We start from the raw sequence: 13,269 nt of genomic DNA, 5'->3' as shown, positions 1-13,269 counted from the left end.
GCTCTAGCCAACATACAAAATCCCTACCTTCAAACATTAATAGATATAAATTATGACCATAAAAAAAGTCGGAAATAACAAGCAGAAGCCATGGCTTCTAGATGCATATCCTAATGGGCGAGATAAGAATCGAGTACGAAAACATTTTGCAACCAAAGGTGAGGCTGTTCAACATGAAAAGTACTTACTTAAGCAAGCCAATGAGAAACCCTCGCTCGATGATAAAGGTGAACGCCGTAAACTCGTTGAAATTGTTCAAATATGGCACAGTTTGTATGGTTCGACACTCGCGAATGAGGGGCCGATTTACAGCAAAATGATTAAGATGGCGCATGCCATGGGAAACCCCACTGCAAGTACCTTTAATGCTAAAACATTTGGTGAATTTCGCGGACAGCGTCTGCGTGGCGACATCATTTTTACCGATGAGCGTTGGAATAAAGGTGCACCTTGCGTTTCTACGCTGAACTCTGAACTGCGTCGATTCAAAGGGATATTCAATAAATTGATTGAGCTTGAAGAATGGAAAGGACCAAACCCTTTAGGCAAGATTAAGCCCTTGAAAGAACACGAAACCGAGATGGGTTATCTCACCAACGACCAATTAACAGAGTTACTTGAACATGTAAAAGCACACAAGCTAACAAACATGTATAAGATTGTGGTCCTATGCTTGTCAACCGGTGCTCGATGGAACGAAGCAGCAAAGTTAGAGCGCTCTCAATTAAAAGTCTCTGTGGATAAAAAATCTGGAAAAAAAACCTTCATGGTTAGTTTCATTAAAAACAAAAGTAAAAAAAACCGCTCCATCCCTATCTCCGAAGAGGTCTATCAACTGATAAGTGAAGGAACATCAGCGCGTTTGTTTGAAGAAGATTGTTATCACTCTTTTCGTTACATTCTAAACAAGCTAGCTCTTGGTCTCCCGAAAGGACAAGCAACACATGTATTGAGACATACATTTGCAAGTCACTTTATGATGAACGGTGGTAACATTTTAGTTCTCAGAGATATCCTTGGTCATTCTGACATAACGATGACCATGCGCTACGCACATTTTGCTCCTGATCATTTAACAGAAGCCATTACTTTTAACCCTCTATCGAACTTCTAATCGTCGACACTTCCACTTCACTGCCGACACTTTGCCGACACTCATCGATTTTCGACAAAAAAAGAGCCGCTAAAGCGGCTCTTTTTAATTCGTTATTTCCGAAGTATCTCGGAGTTACTCTTTACCGAACACGTTGTTCTCTTGCTCTTGTACGCGGATGAACGTTGTACGCTTAGTTAGCTCTTTAAGCTTTGCTGCGCCTACGTATGTACAGGTTGAGCGTACGCCACCTAGGATGTCTGAGATGGTGTTATGAACGGTGCCACGGTATGGCAATAGTACGGTTTTTCCTTCCGCTGCGCGGTATTTTGCAACACCACCAGAGTGCTTCGCCATCGCTGATTCTGAAGACATGCCGTAGAACTTCATAAACTGTTTGCCGTCTTGCTCAACAACTTCGCCGCCAGACTCAGTGTGACCTGCTAGCATGCCGCCAAGCATAACGAAGTCAGCGCCGCCGCCAAATGCTTTAGATACGTCACCAGCACATGAACAGCCACCATCACCGATGATCATGCCACCTAAGCCGTGCGCTGCATCACCACACTCGATAATTGCAGATAGTTGTGGGTAACCTACGCCTGTTTTAACGCGAGTAGTACATACAGAACCAGGGCCGATACCCACTTTAACGATATCTGCACCCGCTAGAATTAGCTCTTCACACATATCACCTGTTACAACGTTACCAGCAGAGATAACTTTGTTAGGGAACTGGGCACGCACTTTTTGAACGTACTCAACTAGGTGCTCTGAATAACCATTGGCGATATCAACACAGATGAAAATAAGATCTTCAGAAAGAGCCATAATCTGCTTAGTTTTTTCGAAGTCAGCTTCAGAAGTACCAGTGGATACAAACACGTTATTTAGCGTTTTAGCATCTGCGTTTTGCACGAACTCAGCCCACTGCTCAACAGTGTAGTGTTTGTGAACAGCTGTCATTACATCGTGTTCAGCTAGAGCTGCAGCCATTTCGAAGGTTGCAACAGAGTCCATGTTTGCTGCAATAACAGGAACACCAGACCATTGACGACCACTATGCTTGAATGTAAAATCGCGGGTTAAATTTACTTGAGAGCGACTTTTTAGAGTAGAACGCTTAGGGCGGAATAGTACATCTTTAAAGCCTAATTTAAGTTCTTGTTCGATACGCATTGTTGGATTTCCTTGATTCAATAGATGATGTGCCAATTACAATGCAGGTCGTGCTTTGGCAGAAGCGTTGACCATTCTTCGGACACAAAAAAACCGGAGCGTTGGCAGACGCTCCGGTTTTCAGCATTATAGAGCCAGATAATTTTGTCGCAAGACTGATTTTTAGTTTTTTTTTGTGCTACTATCTTGAAACTTGCAAATCCTCGCCTTGCAATTTCTGATTTAGTTCTACAAATCAGTAACTTAAAAAATATCACCTAACCACTTATTAAATTTCTCCTCGCTAACAGCCTCTATCTTTGGTGATCCAGTTCACTATCTTGGTACAAATCTCAACATTTCCCGACCATTTACATGCTCTTTTCAGTGTGTTTTTTTGCAGAAAACTTGTTTTTTCAGTGAATAAATCAAAGCTATTAACATTTTATTGCAGTTAATGGTTCAATCGTAGTGTTGGTCAATATCAAGGTTGACTTACAATGCTTGGTATTATGCAAACAACTATCAGTTTGCTCCATGGAACTAAAACCCATTCATTGAAAATATTTATATCACTGATAAATAAGATAAAAATGGTACTTTCTTACAGTCTCCTCACATAACTATTCAAGCAGAATGCTATACCTCGGTCTACTATTAGCAATGCTGAATATTCATAGTTATAGAGGTCTTAATGCAGCGTCGAATTCTTTTTCTACTTTCTACCCTCTCCACTACAGCCTTAGCTATTCCTTATCCTTTACCCACTGCGCCAGATGCCATAGGTGACCAATTCATGGTCAGCGCAACCAATCAGTATGTCACTAGCACCGGTTATTCCATCTTAAAACAAGGGGGAAATGCCGTCGATGCCATGGTTGCCATGCAAATGGTGATGTCGGTTGTTGAGCCGGATATGACGGGAATTGGTGGGGGTACATTTGCTTTATATTACAACAAAGCAAAGGACTCTTTTATTGCCTATGACGGTCGCGATACCGCTCCATCAAGTGCTACACCAGACATGTTTCTGAATGAGGATGGTAAGGCTATTCCTCGAAATGACATCTTAGGTCCTCGGTCTGTCGCGATCCCAGGGACGTTGAAACTACTCTACTCTACACATCAAGAGCACGGAAAATTAGAGTGGGCGGAATTACTCGAACCTGCTATTGACTATGCACAGAATGGGTATGCAATGAATAGCTACACCTACGATATTCTGGTGCGCGAACAATCTCGTCTAGAAAGTGATCCCGAAATCAATGCACTGTATTGGGCTGGTGATGACGTCAAGCCTACTGGTTCTATGATGACTAACCCAGAATTAGCCAACACCCTAAAGCTGATTGCTAAGCACGGTGATAGCTATATGTACAACGGTCCATTGGGCGAGCACATCGTAGAGACTGTCAATGCAAGGCTCGATGACGACCAATACAAACTCAGCATGAAGGATTTTAATAATTACCAGATGGTAGAACGGGACATTGTTCAATCTACATATCGTGGTCATGACATCGTTTCTTTTGGCTATCCAGCCTCCGGGGGAGTATTGGTCGCGCAAACGTTGGAAATGCTAGAGCCATATAAAATCAACGAAATGCACTACACAGACGCAGAGCCATGGCGTCTAATGACGGAGGCGATGAGATTAGCCAAAGAAGACCGCATTACCTACGCGGGAGACCCTAGTTATGTCGATGCTCCTGTAGAGAAGCTCCTTGATAAAAACTATCTTGCTGAACGCGGCAAACTGCTTCCTAAGCAAGGATCTATGAATCAGAACGAATTAAAGCCTGGGACCATTAGTCAAAAAAATCTAGCAAACATTGATGGATTTGAGAGCCAAGATACTGGACATATTTCCATTGTCGATGCTGAGGGCAATGCCATTGCTATGACCAGTACTGTTGGTACAGGCATGGGTTCAGGGGTTATGGTGGATGGCGTATTGCTCAATGCGCAGATGGCAAATTTTTCTTCAGTACCAGAGATTGAGGGCAAAGCCGTTCAAAACTCGATTATGGCTGGAAAACGTCCTCGCTCCGCAATAACACCCTTAATGGTGATGGAACCAAGCGGTGGCCTAAAACTTGTTGTAGGTAGCCCCGGCAGTTCTCAGATCCCAGGGTATGTTCTCAAAACGGTCGTTGGTATGATCGATTGGGATCTATCAGCTCAGTCAGCCATCGATTTACCTAACATACAGTATGGAACCAAAATCGACCGAACCAAGCCGTATAATCCAACGGGCCTTCTGGTTGAAAAGCGTACCTACGCTGAAATACTGGTTCCTGAATTCACTGAAATGGGCTATGAGGTTCATGTCATTCCAGTAGTCAGTGGATTAAATGCGGTTGAGATCAACAATGGCAAGCTTTATGGCGCAACAGACCGTAGGCGTGCTTCTACGTCACTAGGGGACTAGTTTTACTCTGAGTTCTAGTCCGCTGCTTTAAATTATAAAGGCAGTGGACTTTTTATTGAGCATTGATTTAGAAGAGAATGAATTTCTGGTAGCAAGTCGGTAGCTAGCATCCCAATTTTTCCTGACTGCCTAGCGATATTATCCGCTGCAGTAGAATGCAACCAAGCCCCAAGACATGCTGCGTCTATTGGTTTTAAACCCTGTGAAAGTAATCCGGCAATCACACCTGTCAATACATCCCCCATTCCCCCGCTTGCCATTCCTGAGTTACCCGCGGTGATCACGTACGTCGTTTGACCATCATATATCAATGTACCGGCTCCCTTAAGCAGCACTACACACTGATATTTCGACTGAATCGTTTCAATTGCCGCATATCGATCTTGCTCTACTTCTTGAATTGAACAGTCTAATAACCTTGCAGCTTCTCCTGGATGTGGCGTTAAAATACTTCGGTTTAAATCGTAACAAGAAGCGCTTTGGGCAAGAAGGTTCAGCCCATCTGCATCAATAACTTTAGATTTTGATTCGCCTATGCTTAGGTTAAACAGATTCTTAGACCAGTCATCGGTGCCTAACCCAGGTCCTAATGCAATAACGGTTGCCGAGTGCATTGCATCTTCAATCAATTCATTATTACTTTCATTATCTACAGAAATCGACATTACTTCAGGTTGGCGAGTGAGTAATGGGATAATGGTATCTTGATGAGTCATTGCACTAATTAAGCCAGCCCCAACTCTGCAAGCCCCCTGCGCAGCCATGATAATAGCGCCACTGGTTCCTTTATGACCGCCAACTAACAACGTTCGACCGCAATGGACCTTGTGAGAAGTATGTTTTCTTTCTGGCAACCGCGCTCGCGCTTCTTCTTTATCAAAGATGTAGGCTAGTTCTGTTTCTAAACTTTGAAACTCAGGTTCAACACCAAGGTCTGCGATATACAGTTCACCAACGATATCTCTGGATTGGCCTGTCACTAACCCTCTTTTATTGCCGATAAAAGTCACTGTTACGGTCGCGACAACCGCGACACCCAAGATCCTACCGGTGTCGGCATGCAAGCCTGAAGGAATATCCAGACTAAGAATGGGAAGGTTCGATTGATTAAGGCTTGTTATCAAATTAGCTAGATTGTCACGAACATTACCTTCTAACCCAGTTCCTAAAAGGCCATCAACAATGAGATCATAGTGTTCTAATTCGCCGATACTGCTAGATATTACGGTGCCCTGACTAAGCCATTTATGTTTGGCTTGAGCTGAATCTGGGGTATTTGATTCACAATAGTATGGCTGAAACACGTCGACGTCATAACCAAACTCTAGAGCTAATCGAGCAACCACAAAACCATCACCGCCATTGTTCCCAGAACCACAACACACCAGAATACGTCCAGTGTTAGGGAGCATAGACTGCAAGCGCTCGAAAGCTGCGTGACCAGCCCTTTCCATCAATTGATAAAGCGTAATTCCAGCTAACTCAGCGGCTTTAGGTTCACTTTGTTTAATTTGCTGGGGGGAATATAAACAGTACATGAGCGGTACCTCACGATCTATTGCCCGATTTTATGGTAAGAATAGTGAAGTGTAGAAGTTATACCCATCACAGTCAGTAAATGGCCAGCACAAATAGCGCAGAAAAACACTGGCTTGTTCAGTTACTCATTGAGTCAACGGACACAAAAAACCGCTGTGCTTTCGCTACAACGGTTTTTCTTAGTGATTCCAAATCTCAAGGATTAGGCTTGATTTAAGCCTAGCTCGCGATTTGTGCTTTTATCTTTGAAATAGAAGTATACGTACGTCGTTGCGATCGCAAAGAACAGGTATGAAAGAGAGAAGATCAACGGCGAAGTAATAAGTCCCGCGTTAACACCTACAATCGTCGAAACAACGGTAATAGTCAGCTTGCAAAGCATACCTGTTAATAGAAGGAACACTGCAAGTTGTGGCCAACGAGACGAACGGAAAGCCAGCCAGAAGCAAACACCCACAGCAAGAGATGCTGTACTCAGTCCATAAAGGAATGAAGTTAAATGTTCAGCTGAAGCCGCACCCGCAGAAACAGAGATAAATAAAAGCAAAAATATTTTCATGTGTAACCCCACTAAAGCTTAGTAAAGCATCCTTTCAAATTTGGAATCTTAGATTTCACTGTATTTTGACTGAAAAACACTCGTATGCAAGCTGTTTTTTTGAGCTACTTTTATCCCAAACCATTGAAATACACGCAAATTTTACACTATCGCAACAATTTAACATTGTTTTAAATCAAACAAGCGCCATTTAGCGGTCTAATGACGATTTTGACGACTTAGATGTTTCAAATGTTAATAAAATGATAAGTTTGAAATTTCTTTCATAGACGCCAATCACATCACATTCCGTTAGAGAAATAGATATAAAGCAGTGTTTTATCCTGTGAAAAACACAACGAAATTTGCGAACCATCTCTCAATTTTCACCCTTGGGATTAAAGTGAAAAATTATTTTCCATTTTTCACAAAAAGAGATTTAAATCACAAAAATTTTGTGTACAATTCGCGCATCTCGCTCTTAGAAATTTTGAGAAACCTAAAAAGTTTTTTAACCTTTCAGACAATTAATACAATCAACCTAGCCATCACGGCACCGAGAACAAACGATGAAAAAGATTGATAAAGCGATGCGTATCCTAGTAGCAGGATTCTGTATCAACCTTTGCTTAGGCATTCTTTACGCATGGAGTGTATTCAACAAAGCTCTAGTTACTGATTTAGGCTGGAATGCGGCAGACGCATCTCAACCATACGCTATTGCAACGGTTACTTTCTCTATCGCTCTTCTTGTTGCTGGTATCCTTCAGGATCGTATGGGTCCACGTAACATCCTAATGTTGGGTGCGACAATGACAGGCCTAGGTATGATTGCATCAAGCTTTGCAACTACTCCTGCAATGCTCAGCATGACCTTTGGTGTTGTAGCGGGTGCCGGTATCGGCTTCGGTTACGCATGTCTTTCTCCTGCTGCGATGAAGTGGTTCCACGCATCTAAGAAAGGTCTAGTAAATGGTTTGATTGCTGCGGGCTTCGGTCTAGCTGCAGTTTACCTTGCTCCACTGACTTCTACACTTATCACTAACTACGGTATTGACCAAAGCTTCCTTATCCTAGGTGTTGGTGTACTTGTTATTGCAGTGCCTCTAGCGGCAACAATCAATAACCCACCAGCAGATTACGTACCAGAAGCGCCTAAAGTAAAAGCAGGTCAAGCACCTATTGTTGTTAAGAAAAGCAACGACATCTCTTGGAAAGTAATGCTGAAAACACCTCAGTTCTACTCTCTATGGGTCATGTACGCATTTGCTTCTGCAACTGGCCTAATGATCATTGGTAACATTACTACTATTGCAAGTGTTCAAGCGAACCTACCAAACGCAGTATACCTAGCATCTATCCTAGCGGTATTTAACTCAGGCGGTCGTATTGGTGCTGGTATCCTATCTGACAAAATTGGTGGCCTACGTACATTGTTCATCGCATTTGCACTACAGGGCATCAACATGGTTCTTTTCGCAACCTTCAAATCAGAAGCAACTCTGATCTTAGGTACTGCGATTGCGGCAGTGGGTTACGGTACGCTACTAGCAGTATTCCCATCTATCACTGCTGAATTCTACGGTCTTAAGAACTACGGTACTAACTACGGTGTGCTTTACACTGCATGGGGTATCGGTGGTGCAATCGGCGCGGCAGTTGTTGGCTACTCAATGACTCATGGTGAGGGCTACACTCTAGCGTACACTATCTCTGCTGTTATGATGGGTGTGTGCGTAGCGCTATCTCTAGTGACTCGCCCAATCAGCGAAGAGAAATCTGCACAGCTTGCTGCAGCTTAATCGACACGATTAATTCGAACAGGCTCGCTTTTGCGGGCCTGTTTTGTTTTTGTTACAACTCTTTGTTCACTAAAGTTAGATTTGAGACAGAGTTAATAGTTATCATTAAAGCTTTATTATTCATATAGACGGACTCTTGCGTCTGTTATACAAAACAGAATCACATTCTGAGATACTGTTTATGTCTACTATTACCCACCAACGCATCCCTAGCTTAGAACTCGGTCGCATCATCGCTATACTGGCTGTCATCACCATACATAGCCAACTTTTCGTCGATTATCCCTTATATAAAGATACACCTTGGCTTGGGGATTTAATTAACCAATTGAGTCGCTTCGCTGTGCCTTATTTTTTTCTATTAACGGGTTATTTCCTTCAGCCTAAGCTCAATCAAGATCCTGTTGGCACGGCACTTTCCTACATCAAACCTATAGCTGTAGTTTGGTTGGTTTGGAGCGCTATTTATCTTCTGATGCCATTTAACTTGATGACAGTAACCACCGAAGGTTATGTAGCTGAGCGCAGCATGTACTGGGACTATCTAGCGCTAACACCGCTCAACTCTCTTCTCGAGGGAGGGTTAGTTCATCTGTGGTACCTACCTGCTCTGGCCATGGGTGTTGGTATCATCGCTATTATCATAAAAACTCACCTTCAAAAGCTTCTTCTACCATTCGCCATTCTATTATTTGTCTATGGTGTACTTGCAGGTAGCTATTTTAATGTTACAGACATCCCGTCTCTTTTTTATACTAGGAATGGTCCTTTCTTTAGTCTACTGATGATAACTTTAGGATTTGAAGTTCGCCGGCTAAATATCACGATTAACTCAGGAAAAGCAGCCACCATATTAATAGCCGGCATGGTGATGCATTTTATTGAGGTTTACTGTCTTCTCAATTGGGATGTTGCATTTCGTATTCATGACTATCTATTTGCAACGCCTATCTGGGCGTTAGGGTTTTTCTTTTTCTTATTGGCTAACCCAACCTTGGGAGACAAGAAATGGGTGCCACCTATTGCTAACCTTACCCTTGGTATCTATGTCTCTCATCTGCTCTTTATTATTTATCTCTCTAATTTAGCTGGATTTTTAGGATTTGACATGTGGAAGCGGGATCTACTCGTATGGAGTGGCACTATCGTTATATCCACTCTGTTTGTTTACTTCATCACCAAAACACCCTTGAGAAAAGTATTACTTAGATAGCGATCACATCCTCATTTCGATACAGGGCTCATTTCGTTCTATTTTAAAAGAAATGAGCTCTACATTTAATTTGATTTACCTCGCAAATATTTGTCACTTATTAATGTATTCATTGATCGTTTTCACACATACACTCCAGAAGTATTCATGTGTGACCTAACTCTATTTAAATATGTCAAGATGTAAGCGATAGTAATCAATATAGATAGTTTGGATTCTTCAAGGAGTGAAGATGGAAGTGGTAATTTATAACTGCAATAAGGGCAGCGAAGTGGAAAGGTTTAAGCTGTCTCCCTACAAGATGGATACCTTCTTAGAAGAGATGCACTGTGAGAGTCAATGTGACCATTGTGATAACGGTGTGCTAGTTGAATTGTATGAAGCCGGTCGATTGACAATGTCAAAAAGAACCAATTTAACCCCGCAACTCGAAAGGCTATTGAGATCAAGTAAAGCCTTGCTTGCCTAAGTCTTTGGTAAAGAATTGACCACTTTCAATAAGAAGGAGCTTTCGCTCCTTCCTTAAACTTATATCTTGTTTGATTGTGGGTTAAACAATAAATATAACCACAACAGTGTACTCGCTATCCCCATCAAAAAGGTATCTATAAGCATAGTTACAACCAAAGCGACTGCGTAGTACCATCCCTTATGACCACAATTTTTCCAGCGCGCAACGGACAAGCCAATAGAGAACCAAAATAGTGCTAATAAGATCGGGAACAGCAACAAGAGTGCGCCATTACCACCTGAATTAGTCGCCTGCTGTGTGAGCATAAATAGACTTAAAGCAGCAACCATAAAACTTGAGAACGAATAACCTAAATATGGAAGGCGTCGTAATCGGTTAGTTTTAAATAGAAATACGTTCTTAATACTGACTTCATGTTCACTATGCGTAGATTGGTTCTCCGCACGATAGATTGCAACAGCTCGCTCTTCAGATACCGCCTGTATGATACGACTGAAGATTTTAAAGCCTTGTTCATTCAGGCTTTTTATTTCTTCTGATGCATTGGTATTGCCTAGATTAACAGCAAGAACCACATCCTTTTTATACAAAATCTGATAGCTATTCACTTATTTTCCTTTTCGAGCATCACGTTCTAGTCTCAGCGATTCAAACTTATGGTATATAAATTCTATCAGCCTAACCAAACGTGCAGGTCTGAATCTGTCTTTATGATAAATCATTGAAAAGTCTACACTAGGTATATGCCAATCGGAAAATACTTGTTGTAATCTTTTGTCTTCAACTTCATTTTGACAATACAGCAAAGGAACACGAATTACTCCATTGCCTAAAAGAGCACCGTTCACCAAAGCACGACCATTTTTACACTGTAAATTGCCACTAATATTCACTTCATAAGTTTCATTTGTATCATTGTGCACAAAACTCCAACGATTCACTGATCCCGTTAGGCATCGATGCTTTTCGAGTTGTTTAGGATGAGCAATCACGTCATGTTGCTCAAGATACTTAGGACAAGCTAGGGTGACCATATCAATGTCTAACAACTTGCGGGCGACAAAGCTAGCGTCTTGCAGAGTTCCCATGCGAAAGGCAATGTCAAACTCATCTTGGATAAGGTCAACTCTATTACTGCTAAAATCAAGACTCACGTGCACATGTGGATAGAGAGACATGAACTCGTTGATCATAGGCACCAATATATCTTCACCCAATACCCCACCAACACAATTAACCGCAATATGCCCTCTCACCTCTTCAACGTCATCTATCGCTGACAATAACGCTTGATCGATATGACCTAGCGCTATTTGGCATTGCTCAAAAAGCTTTTGTCCGGCTTGGGTAAGCTTGAGAGTCCGGGTTGTTCTTACCAACAAGGTCACTCCTAGATCTGACTCTAATTGTGTCATCTGTCGCGATATGTGAGAACGTGAAACCTTAAGCGCCTCTGCTGCTCGCGTGAAATTACCTAACTGTGCGATCAATACAAAAGAGCGAATTTCCGCTAGATTAACTTTGTTCAACATAAGCTATAACCACCGTCTTACCTTACGACAATACTCTTCATACGGCTTGCCAAATTTCGACTTTAATACTTTCTCTTCTGGTTTAATCTGGAATTGCGTTATGTACAACACAAACACGAGACAAAAAGCCAGCGCTAAGGCTGAGAGCAACAAACAAGACCAAGCAACTAAGAGTAATGTCAGTGATACATACATTGGATTCCGGCTGTACCTAAATACACCATGAGAAACCAGTAGAGTGGCTTGAGAAGGATCGAGTGGGTTGATAGTAGTCTTAGCTTGCTTAAAAGAGACAACAGAAACCACTGCGAGCCACACTCCAGTCACTAAGAACGCTAATCCTAGTAACCATGCTAGTGGTTGTGATGTAAACGCAAAGCCATCAAAAAAGCCCCCTAATCCTGCGCATATTAACATCACTAGTGGAGGCGGTATTTTGTTGTTCAGCATTCTATACTCTAAGATTCGAATTCATTGTTGCAGTATAGCAACAGTGTTTTACCTAAAGGGATATATATCAACAAAATTATCTCAACTAGAATGACCTCTATCGACACATAGGGTGTTAGAAACATATTTGGAGAAGAGTGATGAAGAAACTTATTGTTGTTACTGGCGCAAGTTCAGGTATCGGTGAAGCGATTGCACGTCGTTTAAGTGATGAAGGGCATCCTCTTCTACTTCTTGCACGTCGTGTGGAAAGGCTAGAAGCCCTGCAACTTCCAAACACGCTTTGCGAAAAAGTTGATGTCACTGACATGGGCTCATTTGAAGCTGCTATTACGAAAGCCGAGGCACTATTTGGCCCTGTAGACGGTTTAGTTAATAACGCAGGTACTATGCTTCTTGGTCAAATCGACACTCAAGATGCACAAGAATGGAAACGTATGTTCGATGTGAATGTATTGGGTCTACTTAACGGCATGCAATCTGTATTGGCACCAATGAAGTCTCGTAACAGCGGAACTATCATTAATATCAGTTCAATTGCAGGTAAGAAAACATTCCCTAACCACGCGGCATATTGTGGTACTAAATTTGCAGTGCACGCTATCTCTGAGAATGTTCGTGAAGAAGTGGCAGCTGACAATGTTCGAGTCACCACTATCGCACCTGGTGCTGTTGAAACTGAGCTTCTTTCACATACCTCTTCTCAAGAGATCAAAGATGGTTATGACTCTTGGAAAGAAGACATGGGTGGCGTTCTAGCCGCTGATGACGTTGCTCGTGCCGTACTATTTGCATTCCAACAGCCACAGAACGTTTGTATTCGTGAAATTGCACTAGCACCAACTAAACAGCAGCCTTAAATACTTCTGTTTTGATTAAGAGCACGCCACTTGTTGGCGTGCTTTTTTGGTTTAGGGATTTTTGTTTCTAGGATGGCAAAAGATTGGTTTAGCGTCCCTTCTAAACGAGCACGTGTCCAGAAGTTTTGATCGGGGACCTTATCAATAAACGCTGTATAAACAAGATAAATCGCCAGCATAA

General features: G+C 42.2%; 12 protein-coding genes. 6 read left to right on the top strand and 6 right to left on the bottom strand.

Translation table 11 applies throughout. The annotated features are described in order from the left end of the window. Positions 1–52 precede the first annotated feature (52 nt). The gene (locus OCU48_RS14230; RefSeq protein ID WP_141345725.1) at positions 53–1,114 is read left to right on the top strand and encodes a phage integrase; all 1,062 of its coding nucleotides are present in this window, start codon (positions 53–55) and stop codon (positions 1,112–1,114) included. A gap of 114 nt (positions 1,115–1,228) precedes the next feature. On the opposite strand, the gene OCU48_RS14225 is transcribed toward OCU48_RS14230, so the two are convergent. After that, entirely contained in the window at positions 1,229–2,272 is a 1,044-nt protein-coding gene (locus OCU48_RS14225; protein WP_141345723.1) for a GMP reductase, read from the bottom strand. 673 nt (positions 2,273–2,945) lie between these two features. Between OCU48_RS14225 and ggt the strand changes: the two genes are divergently transcribed. Next, positions 2,946–4,682: a gamma-glutamyltransferase gene (gene ggt / locus OCU48_RS14220; RefSeq protein ID WP_141345721.1), complete on the top strand. Its 1,737-nt coding sequence runs from the start codon at positions 2,946–2,948 to the stop codon at positions 4,680–4,682. A 32-nt stretch (positions 4,683–4,714) separates the two neighbouring features. Here ggt and OCU48_RS14215 read toward each other — a convergent pair whose 3' ends face one another. Both OCU48_RS14215 and OCU48_RS14210 read right to left on the bottom strand, forming a co-directional pair. Further along, entirely contained in the window at positions 4,715–6,220 is a 1,506-nt protein-coding gene (locus tag OCU48_RS14215; RefSeq protein ID WP_141345719.1) for an NAD(P)H-hydrate dehydratase, read from the bottom strand. A gap of 203 nt (positions 6,221–6,423) precedes the next feature. Further along, on the bottom strand, positions 6,424–6,780 hold the full coding sequence (locus tag OCU48_RS14210; RefSeq protein WP_141345717.1) for an NADH:ubiquinone oxidoreductase: 357 nt from the start codon (positions 6,778–6,780) through the stop codon (positions 6,424–6,426). Positions 6,781–7,328: 548 nt separating this feature from the next. On the opposite strand from OCU48_RS14210, the gene OCU48_RS14205 reads away from it, so the two are divergent. From OCU48_RS14205 to OCU48_RS14195, 3 genes are all read left to right on the top strand, one after another. Then, on the top strand, positions 7,329–8,561 hold the full coding sequence (locus tag OCU48_RS14205) for an L-lactate MFS transporter (RefSeq protein WP_141345716.1): 1,233 nt from the start codon (positions 7,329–7,331) through the stop codon (positions 8,559–8,561). A gap of 181 nt (positions 8,562–8,742) precedes the next feature. Next, a complete protein-coding gene (locus OCU48_RS14200) occupies positions 8,743–9,774 on the top strand; it encodes an acyltransferase (RefSeq protein ID WP_141345714.1) in 1,032 nt (343 codons plus the stop codon). A gap of 232 nt (positions 9,775–10,006) precedes the next feature. Next, the gene (locus tag OCU48_RS14195; protein WP_141345712.1) at positions 10,007–10,243 is read left to right on the top strand and encodes a hypothetical protein; all 237 of its coding nucleotides are present in this window, start codon (positions 10,007–10,009) and stop codon (positions 10,241–10,243) included. A 59-nt stretch (positions 10,244–10,302) separates the two neighbouring features. On the opposite strand, the gene OCU48_RS14190 is transcribed toward OCU48_RS14195, so the two are convergent. From OCU48_RS14190 to OCU48_RS14180, 3 genes are read right to left on the bottom strand one after another with little or no spacing between them, the layout of a single operon-like run. Next, positions 10,303–10,854, bottom strand: coding sequence for a DUF805 domain-containing protein (locus tag OCU48_RS14190; RefSeq protein ID WP_141345711.1), 552 nt, complete (start codon positions 10,852–10,854; stop codon positions 10,303–10,305). Next, entirely contained in the window at positions 10,855–11,778 is a 924-nt protein-coding gene (locus OCU48_RS14185; RefSeq protein WP_141345709.1) for a LysR family transcriptional regulator, read from the bottom strand. It lies immediately after the preceding gene. Positions 11,779–11,781: 3 nt separating this feature from the next. Next, positions 11,782–12,228, bottom strand: coding sequence for a methyltransferase family protein (locus OCU48_RS14180; protein WP_141345707.1), 447 nt, complete (start codon positions 12,226–12,228; stop codon positions 11,782–11,784). A gap of 140 nt (positions 12,229–12,368) precedes the next feature. Between OCU48_RS14180 and OCU48_RS14175 the strand changes: the two genes are divergently transcribed. Beyond that, positions 12,369–13,088: an SDR family oxidoreductase gene (locus OCU48_RS14175; protein ID WP_141345705.1), complete on the top strand. Its 720-nt coding sequence runs from the start codon at positions 12,369–12,371 to the stop codon at positions 13,086–13,088. Positions 13,089–13,269: the final 181 nt, after the last annotated feature.

The sequence above is a fragment of the Vibrio inusitatus genome (assembly GCA_024346935.1).
In the GTDB taxonomy this organism is placed as follows: domain Bacteria; phylum Pseudomonadota; class Gammaproteobacteria; order Enterobacterales; family Vibrionaceae; genus Vibrio; species Vibrio inusitatus.
The sequence above is the reverse complement of the archived record's forward strand: the minus strand, read 5'-3'. Positions and strand labels throughout refer to the sequence as shown.